Source organism: Microbacterium cucumeris (genome assembly GCF_058349845.2).
Genome location: NZ_JBYRIZ020000007.1, coordinates 39,145 through 52,926, shown reverse-complemented (window position 1 = coordinate 52,926; position 13,782 = coordinate 39,145). Strand labels below are relative to the sequence as shown.

15 protein-coding genes are annotated in these 13,782 nt (G+C 69.7%); 3 read left to right on the top strand and 12 right to left on the bottom strand.

The features are described from left to right. A complete protein-coding gene (locus tag AC3RXZ_RS16635) occupies nt 1–1,284 on the bottom strand; it encodes a serine hydrolase (RefSeq protein WP_491494751.1) in 1,284 nt (427 codons plus the stop codon). Between the two features lie 94 nt (nt 1,285–1,378). Between AC3RXZ_RS16635 and AC3RXZ_RS16630 the strand changes: the two genes are divergently transcribed. Together AC3RXZ_RS16630 and AC3RXZ_RS16625 are read left to right on the top strand one after the other, a co-directional pair. Further along, on the top strand, nt 1,379–1,693 hold the full coding sequence (locus tag AC3RXZ_RS16630) for a DUF2470 domain-containing protein (protein ID WP_243228346.1): 315 nt from the start codon (nt 1,379–1,381) through the stop codon (nt 1,691–1,693). 47 nt (nt 1,694–1,740) lie between these two features. Then, on the top strand, nt 1,741–2,388 hold the full coding sequence (locus AC3RXZ_RS16625; RefSeq protein WP_491494750.1) for a biliverdin-producing heme oxygenase: 648 nt from the start codon (nt 1,741–1,743) through the stop codon (nt 2,386–2,388). Nucleotides 2,389–2,397: 9 nt separating this feature from the next. On the opposite strand, the gene AC3RXZ_RS16620 is transcribed toward AC3RXZ_RS16625, so the two are convergent. Further along, nucleotides 2,398–3,789 carry an ATP-dependent DNA helicase gene (locus tag AC3RXZ_RS16620; RefSeq protein WP_491494749.1) on the bottom strand — a complete coding sequence of 464 codons (1,392 nt, stop codon included), beginning with the start codon at nt 3,787–3,789 and terminating at the stop codon, nt 2,398–2,400. 73 nt (nt 3,790–3,862) lie between these two features. Here AC3RXZ_RS16620 and AC3RXZ_RS16615 point away from each other — a divergent pair, with 73 nt between their 5' ends. Next, nucleotides 3,863–4,924 carry a hypothetical protein gene (locus AC3RXZ_RS16615; protein ID WP_491494748.1) on the top strand — a complete coding sequence of 354 codons (1,062 nt, stop codon included), beginning with the start codon at nt 3,863–3,865 and terminating at the stop codon, nt 4,922–4,924. Between the two features lie 2 nt (nt 4,925–4,926). Here AC3RXZ_RS16615 and AC3RXZ_RS16610 read toward each other — a convergent pair whose 3' ends face one another. From AC3RXZ_RS16610 to AC3RXZ_RS16565, 10 genes are all read right to left on the bottom strand, one after another. Continuing rightward, nucleotides 4,927–6,927 carry a bifunctional copper resistance protein CopD/cytochrome c oxidase assembly protein gene (locus AC3RXZ_RS16610; RefSeq protein ID WP_491494747.1) on the bottom strand — a complete coding sequence of 667 codons (2,001 nt, stop codon included), beginning with the start codon at nt 6,925–6,927 and terminating at the stop codon, nt 4,927–4,929. A gap of 122 nt (nt 6,928–7,049) precedes the next feature. Next, complete coding sequence (locus AC3RXZ_RS16605; protein ID WP_243228351.1) at nt 7,050–7,337, bottom strand: HU family DNA-binding protein; 288 nt, start codon at nt 7,335–7,337, stop codon at nt 7,050–7,052. 259 nt (nt 7,338–7,596) lie between these two features. After that, the gene (locus AC3RXZ_RS16600; RefSeq protein WP_491494746.1) at nt 7,597–8,421 is read right to left on the bottom strand and encodes an endonuclease domain-containing protein; all 825 of its coding nucleotides are present in this window, start codon (nt 8,419–8,421) and stop codon (nt 7,597–7,599) included. Nucleotides 8,422–8,708: 287 nt separating this feature from the next. After that, nucleotides 8,709–9,014, bottom strand: coding sequence for a 30S ribosomal protein S14 (rpsN, locus tag AC3RXZ_RS16595; RefSeq protein ID WP_243228354.1), 306 nt, complete (start codon nt 9,012–9,014; stop codon nt 8,709–8,711). 3 nt (nt 9,015–9,017) lie between these two features. Continuing rightward, nucleotides 9,018–9,188 carry a 50S ribosomal protein L33 gene (gene rpmG, locus AC3RXZ_RS16590; protein WP_046014935.1) on the bottom strand — a complete coding sequence of 57 codons (171 nt, stop codon included), beginning with the start codon at nt 9,186–9,188 and terminating at the stop codon, nt 9,018–9,020. Continuing rightward, the gene (gene rpmB / locus AC3RXZ_RS16585) at nt 9,188–9,424 is read right to left on the bottom strand and encodes a 50S ribosomal protein L28 (protein WP_243228355.1); all 237 of its coding nucleotides are present in this window, start codon (nt 9,422–9,424) and stop codon (nt 9,188–9,190) included. The genes rpmG and rpmB overlap by 1 nt, the downstream gene beginning before the upstream one ends. A gap of 150 nt (nt 9,425–9,574) precedes the next feature. Next, the gene (locus tag AC3RXZ_RS16580) at nt 9,575–10,234 is read right to left on the bottom strand and encodes a DNA-3-methyladenine glycosylase (RefSeq protein ID WP_491494745.1); all 660 of its coding nucleotides are present in this window, start codon (nt 10,232–10,234) and stop codon (nt 9,575–9,577) included. A gap of 3 nt (nt 10,235–10,237) precedes the next feature. Then, nucleotides 10,238–12,001 (bottom strand): hypothetical protein, encoded by a 1,764-nt coding sequence (locus AC3RXZ_RS16575; RefSeq protein ID WP_491494744.1) that lies wholly within the window; start codon nt 11,999–12,001, stop codon nt 10,238–10,240. Beyond that, entirely contained in the window at nt 11,991–12,776 is a 786-nt protein-coding gene (locus AC3RXZ_RS16570; RefSeq protein WP_243228358.1) for a TIGR03943 family putative permease subunit, read from the bottom strand. Before AC3RXZ_RS16570 ends, AC3RXZ_RS16575 begins: the two co-directional genes overlap by 11 nt. Beyond that, on the bottom strand, nt 12,769–13,782 hold the full coding sequence (locus AC3RXZ_RS16565; RefSeq protein WP_243229187.1) for a permease: 1,014 nt from the start codon (nt 13,780–13,782) through the stop codon (nt 12,769–12,771). Before AC3RXZ_RS16565 ends, AC3RXZ_RS16570 begins: the two co-directional genes overlap by 8 nt.

Here is a 13,782-nt window from a genome sequence, read left to right as displayed (position 1 = left end):
TCACCCGGCAGGCGGGACGCAGATCGCGCGTTCGGCGATCTGGGAGTGGTACTGCTCGGCGGTGAACGGCAGCCCGAACTCGGGTGCCGTCTCGCCCTCGGCGGCCGGAGCCTTCGACGCGATCGCGGCGAGCTCCCACGCCAGCCACGCGGCGATCGTCGAGCCGGAGGACGAGTTGTTCAGCGTCACCGCGACCGTGAATCCGGTCGCGGGGTCCGAATAGGCGGCCGTGGCGTAGCCGGCGGTCCAGCCGTGGTTCCCGATCATCGAGCCGACGAGGAACCCGCCGCCGGTGGCCTGGTACCAGGACGGCGCGTCCGCCGACACGGGAAGCGGTGCGCCGAAGCGGTCGGGCTCGGCGCCCTCGGCGCGCAGCGCCTGCGCAGCCTCGGCCTGGATGTACGTCCCGAGCTCGTCGATCGTCGAGACCGCTCCGGAGTCGGTGAAGCCCATGCTCGACGATGCCACGCTGACATCGACCGGCGCGGTGCAGTTGAACCCGCCCTCCACCGCCGGCGCGTAGTTGCCGCGCAGGACGGCCCCGTCGGATGCCGCGGCCGGCGCAGCCCCCGGGAGGCCGGTGTTCTGCAGCCCCAGCGGCTCGGACACATACTTCTCGATGAGGTCGGAGGCGCTCATGCCGCTCGCCCGCTGCAGGGCGAGCCCGAGCAGGAGGTAGCCCGCGTCGGAGTCGCGCCAGGCCGTGTGCGGGGTCGAGGGGGCGCGACCGAGCCCGAATCCGGCGAGCTCCAGCGGGCTCCACACGCGTCCGGGGGTCGTGAGCCACGCGTTCTTGACGGTGGCCTCGGAGGAGCCGATGCCCCCGGTGCCGTTGCACAGGTCGAGCAGCGTGATGTCGTCGAGGTCCGCGACGCCCGACACGAGATCCGGCACCGGCGCATCGAGCTCGACGACCCCGTCGTCCGCCAGGCCGTAGAGCACGTCGCACGTCATCAGCCGGGTCACGTCGGCGACCCGGAAGGCCATGTCCGTGGTGACCTCGGTCTCGTCGCCCTGCGCCTGCGTCCCGGTCGCCGACACCCACTGCCCGCTCCACGGTACCCAGACGCCGACGATCGCGCCGGAGGCCCCGGCCGCCGTCATGGCGTTGTTCACAGCGTCCTGCAGCTGCGCGACCATGTCGTCCGGCAGCGACCCGTCCACCTGCGGAGGGGGCGTGTACGTGGCATCCGACTGACCGGAGCAGCCCGTCAGGACGAGCGCGAGCGCGACGGCGGAGGCCGCTGCTGCGCGCCAGCGGCGGCGCGACGACAGAAGGTGCATGTATCCACTCCCGGGGTGTCTTCACAGAGTCTAGAGGCCGCATCCTGAAAGTCACCCTCGACCGCCCGGGCCCTGCAGGTCCTACAGTGAGAGCGTGCCCCACCTCTTCGACGCCGACGTGGTCACGGCTGTGCTGCGCCACATGAACGGCGATCACGCCGACGACAATCTCCTGATCGCGCGGGCGTTCGCAGCGGCGTCCGACTCCGAGGTCACGGCCGCCCGGATGACCGGCTTCGACGGCGAGGCGGGAGTCTGGCGGATCACCAGGGGCGATGCCGAGGAGGAGCTGCGCGTGCCGTGGCCCGGCGGTCCGATCTCGGAGCGTCCGGCCGTCCGCCGCGAGGTCGTCGCGCTCTACGATGAGGCGTGCGCGCGGCTGGGCGTCGAGCCCCGCCCGCACGGCTGAGCCGATCCGCCCTTCACGTCAGGTTAGGTTGCCCTTACACTGAGGGCATGGCCGACATCCTGTCCTTCTCCGCCGCCCTGCGCGAGCGCTCCTCCGGCTCGCACTCGCGCAGCGAGCACGCCGGGTTCATGGCCGATCTCCTCAAGGGCGAGGGTTCGCGCGACGACTACATCGCCCTCGTCGCGCAGCACTACTTCATCTACGCCGCCCTCGAGGCCGCCGGCGAACGCATGCGCCGCGACCCGGTGGCGTCCGTGTTCCTCAGCGACAAACTGACCCGGCTCCCGGCGCTCGAAGCCGACCTCGAGTTCCTGCTCGGATCCTCCTGGCGCGAGCTCATCCATCCGCTGCCGACCACGCAGCGCTACGTGGACCGGATCCGGCAGGTCGGTGCGACCTGGCCCGGAGGCTTCGTCGCACACCACTACACGCGCTACCTCGGCGACCTGTCCGGGGGCGTGTTCATCGGCCGTGTCATGCAGCGGCGGTTCGGGTTCGAGACCAACGGCATCGGCTTCTACCTGTTCGACGACATCGCCGACCCGAAGGCGTTCAAGGACGTCTACCGCGAACAGCTGGATGCGGCGCCGTGGGACGACGCGGAGCGCGAGCGCGTGATCGAGGAGGTCCTGCTCGCCTACCGGTTCAACACCGAGCTGTTCGAGGACCTCGACCGCGCCCGCGCGGTCGCCTGACCGGACGGCTCAGGCCTGGACCTCGGGCGTGGAGTTGCGCTCCCACGCCGCCCGCATGAACCGCCGCACGTCCTCGTCCACGCGGATGTCACTGGGCCGCAGCGGCCGCGAGAGGTACAGGCCGTCCAGCGACGTCAGGCGGCTGAGCGCCACGTAGGTCTGCCCGGGGGCGAAGGCGCCCGACCCGAGGTCGATCAGAGCGCGGTCGTAGGTCTTCCCCTGCGACTTGTGGATGGTCACCGCCCACGCGAGTCGCAGCGGGAACTGCGTGAACTCCGCGACGACGTCCCGCGACAGCGTCTTCGTCAGCGGGTTGTAGGCGTACCGGTACCTCTCCCACACCGCGGGCTCGACGTCGACCTCCTCTCCGTCGATCTCCACGCGCACGGACCCGCCCATGATGCGGGTCACGGTGCCGATGGTGCCGTTCACCCAGCGCGGGGGCTCGCCCGCCATGGCGGTGTCGTTGCGCAGGAACATCACCTGGGCGCCGACCTTGAGCTTCAGCTCGGCATCCGCCGGATAGTTCGCCTCTCCTCGACCGAAATCGCCGTTGATCTCCGCCTTCGCGGTCTGCTCGCGCCCGCCGAGCGCGGCGAGATGACGCCGGTTGATGCTGTTGACGATGTCGTTGCGGGTGGCGAGCGTGATCATGGGCACCTCGCCCGGCTCGGGCTGCGGCTGAGGCCGGGCACCCTGCGTGTTCAGCACGTTCGCGATCTCGGCCGTCACCCGCCCGTACCGCACCGCGTTGAGCATCGACTTGAACCCGTCGTCGGACTGCCGGTGGATGTGGATGAGCTCTCGCACGTGCAGCTGGGCCCCGTGCCGCCCGAGATCGAGCAGCCCGTCGTCCTCCCCCGGCGTCGTGCCCGCCCAGACCTTCGCGTCGAAGAACCAGAAGGAACGGTAATGGTCCTGGATGTAGCGCGCCTCGTCTCCGCGCGGCGGCACCGGGGCCAGCTGATACGGGTCTCCGAACATGACGACCTGGACGCCGCCGAACGGCTGCGACCTGCGTCCCCGCGCCTGACGCAGGGAGCGGTCCATCGCGTCCATCAGGTCGGCGTTGACCATCGAGACCTCGTCGATGACGAGGGTCTCGATCGCGTTCAGGATGCGGCGGGTGGCGTCGTTCTGGTCGATCTCACTGTCGGCGATGAGCCCGATCGGCAGGCGGAACAGCGAGTGGATCGTCTGCCCCTCGACGTTGAGCGCGGCGACGCCGGTCGGCGCGCAGATGGCGATCTGCTTCTTGGTGTTCCACGCGAAGTGCTGCAGCAGCGTGGACTTGCCGGTACCCGCCCGTCCGGTCACGAAGACGTGCTCGTCGGTGTCCTCGATGAGCCGGAAGAGGGCTTCCTGTTCGGCGGAGAGGGCGGGGAGGGACACGACCTCCATGGTACGTCGCGCGTCGGCGTCACCGACGGCAACGCTCGGCTTCGTCTCAGGACCCCCCTCATAGACTGACGCCATGGAGCAGCCTGCGCCCAGGTCGCCCCGGCGCCCGCGCCTGGGGGCCGATCTGTCGATCCTCGCCCTGATCGGCGTGCTCCTGATCGCCGCGCTCGGTGCCGGCGGTGCCGCTCTGTACCAGCAGTTCTACAGTCCGGCCGCGTTCGTCACCCGCTACCTGGATCTGCTGTCCGCGGGACGCGCCGCGGATGCCCTGCTCATCCCCGGCGTCGCGGTCGACCGGGTCACGCTCGAGGATGCCGGCATCGACCCCACGGCCTCGGAAGCGCTGCTGCGCCAGGCGGCCCTCGCTCCCCTCGACGACGTCGCGGTGGTCTCGACGTCCTATGAAGAGGGAGTCAGCGACGTCACGGTGTCGTACACGGCCAACGGGCAGCCGGGACAGAGCACCTTCCACGTCGAGCAGGACGGCTGGTTCGGCGTGGCACCGCGGTGGCGTTTCAGCGCGAGCCCGCTCGCCGCCGTGCAGCTGTCGCTCGTCGGCGCCGATCGCTTCGCCGTGAACGGCTTCACGGTCGAGCGCGGCCAGGTCTCGGCATCCGGAGCCGGTGCCGATCCGGCATCCGCGCTGTCTCTTCTCGTCTTCACGCCCGGGCTGTACTCGGTCACGGTGGACACCGCGATCTCGGAGTCGCCCGGTGTCAGCATCCTCGCGGATGCGCCGCTCACCGCCACCCCGGTCGACGTCACCGCGACCGCGACGAAGGAGTTCGTCGACATCGTGCAGCAGCGGGTGGAGGAGTTCCTCACGGACTGCACCACCCAGCAGGTGCTCCAGCCCACCGCGTGCCCGTTCGGCTACGAGGTGCACAACCGCATCGAGGATCTGCCCACGTGGTCGATCGCCCAGCAGCCGGTCGTGGCGGTCGAACCGGACGGACGGTCGTGGGTGATCCCGGCGACGGATGCCGTGGCGCACATCGAGGTCGACATCCGCTCGCTGTTCGACGGCTCGGTCGAGCACGTCTCGGAGGACGTCCCGTTCCAGGTCAACGGCACCATCACGATCCTCGGCGACGGTTCGGCGTCGATCAGGGTCGGGTCCCCGCAGACCGGCTGATCTCAGCGGCCCTCGCGCGCGGCGGTCCTGGCGTCCTTGGCGGCGAGCTCCGCCAGGCGGGCGTTGTAGTCGTCCAGCTCGGCATCGCCCGTGCGGTCGGCGTGACGGTCCCGGCGGCGCTGCAGCTTCGAGTCGTTCCGGCTCCACTGGATGGCGACCGTGATCGCGAGGATCAGAGTGGGGATCTCCCCGATCGACCAGGCGATGCCGCCTCCGATGTACTGGTCCTCCAGGGGCGTGGGCCCCCAGGTGCGGCCCATGGCGCCGAACCATTCCGAGACCATGAGGCCGGTCTGCATCATGATCGCGATGCCGAAGAAGGCGTGCATCGCCATGACGGCGATGAGGGTGATGAGCCTCCCCGGGTACGGCAGGCGATAGGGCACGGGATCGGCCCCGATCAGGCTCATGACGAAGAGGTAGCCGGAGATGAGGAAGTGCGCGATCATCCACTCGTGGCCGAGGTGCTCATACATCGACCAGCGGAACAGATCGGTGAAGTAGAACGCCCACAGCGACCCGATGAAGATGCCGGCGGCGACGAAGGGATGCGTCACGACTCGGGCGAAGGGCGAGTGCACGGCCCACATGATCCACTCGCGTCCGCCCCGCGTGCCGTCTTCGCGCTTGCGGATGGCCCGCAGCGCGAGCGTGACGGGCGCTCCGGAGACGAGGAGCAGCGGGATCGCCATCGACAGCAGCATGTGGCCCATCATGTGCACGCTGAACAGGTAGTCCTGATAGGCGTTTATCGCGCCGCTGGTCACCCAGATCAGCAGCAGGACGCCGAACACCCAGAACACCGTGCGATGGATGGGCCAGCGGTCCCCGCGACGGTGCAGGCGCCGGACGCCGACCAGGTAGAACACCAGCCCGAAACCGCCGAGCACGAGCCAGAGCACGTCGACGTTCCACTCGGTGAACCAGCGGTCGAGCGTGAACTCCGGCGGCAGCGGTGAATCGGTGAGGATCTCGGCCGGCGTGCGCACGGCCGGCGGTGTGTCTCCCGCAGGCGGCTCGGTGCGGGCGAGCGCCGCCGCGGCGCCCGAGGCCAGCCCCATGAGGGCGACCTCGCACAGCACGAGCATCCAGAACCAACCTCGGCTGTGCTCACCGGAGAGCTTCGGGATGAGACGCGAGCGATACCAGGCGCCCAGCGCGCCCATCGCGATGAGCAGGACGACCTTCGCGATGAGGATGCCGCCGTAGGGCGTGGCGAGCTGGCTCCAGTCCCCCAGCGCGACGACCGAACGGGCGAGACCGGAGACCGCGACGACCGCGAAGGCGGCGAGGGCGAGCGTGGAATAACGCTGCACGAGGGAGGCGACCTCGAGTTCGGGCGTGCGCCGCAGCAGCACGACGAGCAGGAGTCCGCCGAGCCAGACGGCCGCCCCGATCGTGTGCAGCAGGATCGAGTTGACCGCGATGTTGTGGCCGGCGACGTCACCGGAGTGCCCCTGCGTGGCCAGAGGCAGGAAGGATGCCGCGGCGAGGATCGCCGTCAGCAGCACCGGCGTCCAGGTGCGCCACGCGAACGCGAGCACGGTGACGACTGCGCCCATGAGGGTCGTGATGGTCCAGGACTGGCCGAGCGCGGTGTTCAGCAGGAAGTTCCCCAGCTGCTCGCCGAACAGCCGGTCGGTGCTCAGGGTCGGGTTGAACACCGACATGAAGGTGAGGAAGGCGCTCGTCGCGGCCGCGACCGTGAAGGCCGCGGCTCCTGCGGAGGCGGCATCCATCGCGCGCTCGAAGGGCTTGGTGCCGGGTCGCAGAGCGAACAGCGCGAGCACGAGGGAGCCGAGCATGACCGCGGCGGTCACGTTGGTCAGCATCTTGACCAACGGCAGGCCCCAGCGCACGATCGGGCCGGGATCGAGCAGGCGCGGCGCCTCGGCGGCTCCGCCGTAGACGAGGGCGAGAAGGGTGGCGACCACTCCGGCGATGAGGAGGATCACGGGACCGGCGATGCGATACGCCGAGACCCGCCGCGCAGGGGTGGTCACCTCTCCAGCCTACGCGGCGCGGCGAGTGCGCCTTCTCAGGCGGCTGCGTCCGCGGCCGGGGTCGGCAGCCCCGGACGCACGAAGGCCGCCCCCTCCGGAGCGGCCTTCGTGGAAGGAGCGTCTTACTTGACGGCAGCCTTGAGCTTGGAACCAGCGGTCACCTTGACGCGCTTGCCGGCCGGGATCTTGATCTCGGCGCCGGTCTGCGGGTTGCGGCCCGTGCGGGCGGCCGTGTCGACCTGCTCGAACGAGATCCAGCCCGGGATCGAGACCTTGCTGCCCTTGGCAACAGCGTCGGAGACCGAGGAGAACAGCGCGTCGAGCACACCGGACACGGCGGCCTGGCTCTGGCCGGTGGCGGAAGCGATGCTCGCGACGAGCTCGGTCTTGGTGATGGACTTGTCAGCCATGTCATCCTCCAGCGACGAGGATCCCGTCGCGTTGTTGGTTGCGGGGATGCCCCCGTTGGTCGATCGACCGCCTCGAATGTACCAACCATGGCCGACATTTCCGCGTCATTTCGCGGGTTTTGACGTTTTCGGCGGCGTGTCGGGTCACTTTCGTCACTTCCGTCACAGTGCGCCGCGCGTGTTTCGGAGGTGAACGCACGAAACGGAGGGCCGAAGTGCCGGATTGCTCCTCCGAATCAGGGGATCTCCTCCGATTCGGTCAGCGCGCGAGATGAAGCCCCTGCGCCACCGCCGTCATGATCATGAGCTGCACTTCTGGCCAGTGGTTCATGATCTGGTCGTAACCGATCCGGATGACGTGATAGCCGTGCAGTTTCAACAGGGCATCATGCGCGATGTCCGCGGTGCGCTGCGCGCCGACGTGCGTGCCTCCGTCGATCTGGATCACCAGTCGATCACCGATGAGCAGGTCGACCCAATGCCCCAGGATCCATGCCTGCTGCACGATCGGCAGCTTCAGCCAGCCCAATCGGTGCACGACGATCGACTCGAGCCCGGAGTCGGACCAGAGCGACGCCCCCGTCACGATGCTCCGTGCGCGGGCGGTCAGCGGAAGACGCAGCACCTCGTGCTTCCGGACGACGTTCTTGCGCAGGGCCGACTCCCACAGTGCGATGGCATCCTCGCGGACCAGACAGGAGGTCGCGATGACCAGTGCATTGACCAGATGGTCCTCCACGGTTCCGGGAATCCGCGGGACGACGGGCTTGTTCCAGTGCACCACGGCCTTCGGCGCGACCACATGACCGGAGCTCGGCGGCGCCCCGACGTGCAGCGCATCCGGCTTGCGCACCCAGAGTCCGTGCCTCTTGGCGAGCGTTATGCATGTCAGCACGACACCGCGATGCGCGGCGCCGACGAGGAGCGGATCCGCGTCGGGGAGGGCGACCCAGCCGTTGCGGATCCTCCTCACCGCTCCTGACTCCTTGGCCACACGCAAGGAATGGGACGTGACACCGGCGTCGAGCAGCGCTCGCACCCGCGCCACACCGCCGAGCCTGCGCAGTTCGATGACGGGGTCCATCGCATGAGGGTCCCGGACGCGGGCTGCGTTGCGCACGACGCCTCTCGCGGCATCCTCGGATTCGGTGGACAACGCCTCTCAGGGTCGCATCCGTGCAGAACGAGTGCGGTGCGCGACGGCATCCGAACCGTGAGCCGCATGCGAACCGGAGGGGAACGCGAGAACGGGAGGAGTCGTTCGCACTATCCGCTCCTCCGGAACGTGCGGACTCCTCCCTCCGTGCGCGAAGAAGCATGCGCGCACGAAAAAGGCGGGGTTCCAAAGAACCCCGCCTTTTCGAGAACTGCTTACCAGCTGGACTTGGTCACACCGGGCAGCTCGCCACGGTGGGCCATGTCGCGGAAGCGGACACGCGAGATGCCGAACTTCGTCAGCACGCCACGGGGGCGGCCGTCGATGGCGTCGCGCGAGCGCACGCGCACCGGCGAGGCGTTGCGCGGCAGCTTCTGCAGGCCGACGCGGGCGGCCTCGCGGGCCTCGTCCGACGCGTTCGGGTCGACGAGGGTCTTCTTCAGCTCGGCACGGCGCTCGGCGTAGCGGTCGACGACCGCCTTGCGCTGCTCGTTGCGAGCGATCTTGCTCTTCTTAGCCATGGATCAACGCTCCTCGCGGAATTCGACGTGCTTGCGGACCACCGGGTCGTACTTCTTCAGCACGAGGCGGTCGGGGGTGTTGCGACGGTTCTTCTTGGTCACGTAGGTGTAACCGGTGCCCGCCGTCGAGCGGAGCTTGATGATCGGACGGACGTCCTGTGCCTTCTTGGCCATTAGAGCTTCACACCCTTCGCCTGGAGATCCGCGACGACCTTCTCGATGCCGCGGGCGTCGATCACCTTGATGCCCTTGGCGGACACGTTGAGCGTGATCTTACGACCGAGCGAGGGGACGTAGTAGGTCTTCTTCTGCACGTTCGGGTCGAAGCGGCGCTTCGTCCGGCGGTGCGAGTGCGAGACGTTGTGACCGAAGCCGGGAACAGCACCGGTCACCTGGCACACTGCTGCCATGATGAGTACTCCTTCAATACCGTGAGACCGGACGGTCTCACCCAAGATCCCTTGTCTGCGTGCCGCCCGGGAGGGCCGGCATGCGAACTGCGCACAGGAGCGTGCGCAGACAAAGAGTCAGTCTAGCATCCCTCGGAGCACTCCGACCACTCAGGACGACATGGATGCCGCGGCGGCCCCGCGCCCCCACCGGAACGGCGAGACGGTGACGTCCCCCGGGATCCAGAAGCGCCACGGGAACGCACCGGTCCCGGCGACGCCCGCGACCCCGACCCTCGGTCCGCTCGCGACCTCGTCCAGCGGATCGTCGAGCCAGAGCTCGGCGAGAGCGCCGTGATGCTCGGCGCCGGTGACGGCGTCGATCCCGTCGTGGCGCGGATGCCGCAGACCGGACACCTGGCCGAGGCGCCCGGGTCCCCTGGCCAGGTCGCGGCCCGTCCTGCCGGATCGGGATGCCGCGGCATCCTGTCCCTCCACGACCTCGCCGGCGCGCAGCAGCACACCGCCCGCCACCCCGTCCGGGCCGCACACGACGTTGACGCAGGAATGGATGCCGTGGCTGAGGTACACGTAGAGGTGGCCGGGCTCACCCCACATCGTGGCGTTGCGCGCCGTGCGCCCCATCCGCGCGTGCGAGCCCGGGTCCGGGACGTCGCCCGTGCCGTGCCCGTGATAGGCCTCCGCCTCGGTGATGCGCAACGTCACCGCATCCCCGTCGACGATCGTCCGCAGCCGTCCGCCGAGCAGACGCGGTGCCACCTCGAGCGGGAGGCCGGTGAGCTCCGCGCGATCGGCGCGATGCAGGACCATGCGTCAGAACACCGGTCCCGCTTCGCACCAGGAGATGTCGAAGCCGTTGACCGCGACGAGCTCCTCGCCGGAGGCCGTGTCGAGCAGGTGCGTGTGCATCGTCTGCGGCAGCGGAGCGAGCAGGTCGTCGTACGGGTTGTTCGCGAGATCCGGCGCGACGACGACAGCGGTGTACTGACCGCTCGGCGAAGCGCAGACCTGGAGGATCGTGTCGGTGCTCGGCACCTCGAGGATCGGCGTGGCCGCCCCGTCGTCATCCACCCGGATCACGGACTGCCCGGTCGGCAGGCCGTTGGCGTCGCGGGTCACGATGTGGCGGAGCGTGCCACCGGGGTACGGCGTGATGGAGGTCGCGGTGCCGTAGTCCGGGTCGGAGGCCGGCAGCGGCTCCTCCGAGCCGTCGGAGAGGTTCAGCTGCACGACGCTGCCGTCCGTGCGCTCGATGATCGCCGTGTACGTGCCGCGGGAGACGCCCATGATGCTCATCGCATTGCCCATGGCCTGCGTCCCGGCATCCGAGGACAGGTCCTCCAGGGCGAGAGCGCCCTCCCAGTCGATGAACAGCACCGCGGCGGAATCCGGCACGAACTGCCACTCGGCGATGCTCGCCTCGGCGTCCGCGACCTCGACGATCCGGGGCTCGCCGGACCCGTCGAGCGGCTGGGTAACGAGCACGCTCGCGCGGCCGCTCGTGTCCGTCAGCTCGCGATCGGAATAGGTGTATCCGACCAGACCGCCGCGATCCGAGACCTGGACCCCCGTGACGAAGCCGTCCCCGGGGAGCGTGAGCTCGCGCTGATCCGAGCCGTCCCGGTTCATCACGAGGACCGACGAGCCGTCCTCGTCCTCGACGGCCACGACGAGCCGGGTGGTGGTGGCGCGGAAGTCGTCGATGCGCTCGGCGGTGAAAACGGGAACGGCCTGCTCGCCGGTCAGGTCGGTGCGGAAGATGCGGTCGTTGCCCTCCTCGTCCGCATCCCGGCGCAGCAGGAACACCTCGGACGCCGGGGTGGTGAACGTCGTGGTGAGCTCCGTCGAGGGTCCGCCGCCGGTTCCGGAGACATCCGCCACGCGCACGCTGTACGTCGTCGAGTCATCGAGGGGGACGGTGAAACGGATGCCGATGCTGCGTCCGGAGGCGTCGACCGTGAACGGCACCGCCGGCTCGACGCTGACCTGGGCGGGATCGATCTCGGCGAGGGGCTGGTTCGCGGTGAGGATCACCCGGCTTCCGGAGACCTCGATCGCCTGCGCCGGGTCGACCTGTACGCCGCTGAGGCGCGGGCCCTGCGTCAGGCTCAGGACGCCCAGCGTCGCTCCGACGAGAACGAGGACGCCCAGGACGGACAGGAGCAGGATGCCGAAGCGCCGGTCGCGCGTCGGCTCGCGCCGCTTCGGCTCCTGCGGTCGACGGTCGTCGGGGGCATCCCTGGATTCCGGCTCCGGCTCCGGCTCCCGCTCTGCCTCGGAAGCCTCGGGCGCCGGCTCCGGCTCGGAAACCCCCGGCTCGGCCTCGGCAGCCGAAGGCGCAGACGCGCGCTCAACATCCGTCGGGTCGGGCGCGCGCTCGGGCGCCGCCTCGACGGGATCGGGACGACCATCCACGTCGTCCGACGCCGCCACCTCCGGCGCACCGGCGGGGTCGACACCCGTGTCGTCCGCCCCGGCGGTATCCGTGCGGTTCTCCGCGGCCTCCGCCGCCTCTGCGGCTGCCCGCAGAGCGCGGGCCTCGGCGCGTGTGCGCGGTGTCGGCGAGTCAGTACTCATACGGGTCCCCCGGCTCGTCGATCGGGGTGACCTCGGTGGGCTCCACGCTCAGGGAACCGTCGGCATCCGCCGTGATCGTTCCGGTGATCTCGACCCATTGCCCGACCTCGTAGTCGCTCTGCCACGAGGCCGACACGACCGGGATCGATGCCGGCTGCGCGTCGATCACGCAGTGCGTGATGACCAGGCGCGTGAGGCTCATCTCGTCGTCGCCGCCGCCAGGGGTGACGAACCCCGTGAGCGTCACGGTCGAGCCGTCGTAGCTCTCCGGTCGCGTCGCGGTGGAGAACACGCTCGCCCAGTCGCCCACACCGAAGGTCGAGGTGTCGGCCACGCCGAGGGTCACGGTGTCGGCGCCGGCGAACAGGGACCCGTCGTCGCCGGCCCGGGACATCGCCAGTTCCACCGACAGAGATGCGGGAGGCAGCACGAGCCCGGCGATCACGACGCCCGAGGCCACCACACCGGCGGAGATGCTCCCGACGGCCGCCAGGGTGCGGCGCCGGTCCGAGGAGGCGCCGGCCTCTGCGGCATCCGTCCCGTGGTCGTGGTCGTGGTCGGCCTCCGCTCCGAGTGGCAGCGTGCACGACCACACCGCCCCGGCGAGCGTCACGATCGCGCCCGCGACCGCGAACCAGACCGACTCCGGGCTGATGTACAGCGTCAGCTGCCCCGTGACGGCGAGCCCGAGCGTGACGACCGAGATCACGGCAGCGAGCCCGATGCCCAGCCAGCGCGACCAGAGGGCGCGGGGACGGGAGACGTGCTCAGACAAAGACGTTCACCCCGATCCCGATCACGAACGCGCTCAGCAGCACGACGCCGACGATGACCGCCAGCGTGCGGCCGGTGAACGTCGTGCGCATCAGGGCGAGCATCTTGATGTCCACCAGCGGGCCGACGAGCAGGAAGGCCACGATCGCTCCGGGCGAGAAGGTGGACGCGAACGACAGCGCGAAGAACGCATCCACGTTCGAGCAGATCGCGACGGTCATGGCCAGCGCCATCATGGCGACGATCGAGAGCACCGGGTTCGACCCGATCGCCAGCAGCACGTCACGCGGGATGAGAACCTGCACGGCGCCCGCGACCGCGGAGCCGATCACGAGGGCCGGCATCACCGCGCGCAGCTCGATGAGGAACTGCGTGAGGCTCCGCCGCGTCGGGGTGCCGTGCTCGTGGGTCACCCGGTCGCACGTGGCGACGAAGCGCTCGGTGAGCAGGGCGTCCGGCGAGGGGTGGCGGCTGTAGATCCAGCCGATGAGGTTGGCGATGAGGTAGCCGCCGACGAGCCGGGCGACGAGGATCCCGCCGTCCCATCCGAACGCCGCGTGCGTGGTGAGGATCACGATCGGGTTCACGATCGGCGCCGCCATCAGGAAGGTGAGCGCCTCGGCGGGGGCGAGCCCGCGCATCATGAGTCCGCGTGCGAAGGGGACGTTTCCGCACTCGCACACCGGGATCAGCATCCCGAGCAGCGACAGCACCGCACGCCGGGCCCATGCCCGCCGCGGCAGCCACCGCTGGATCGCGTCGGCCGGGAGCCACACCTGCACGACGATCGACAGCACGACGCCCAGGATCACGAACGGCAGGGCCTCGATGAGGACGCTGAGCGAGAGCGTCAGACCGTCCTGGAGCCTGCTCGGCAGGGATGCCGAATACAGCGCGGGCAGGAGCAGATCGATGGCGAACAGCACCGCGAGGATGCCGAGGCCGATCGCCACGCCGATGAGCGGCGAGCGGCGAGCGGTGGTCTGTCGCGCATCGCGAGTCGTGAT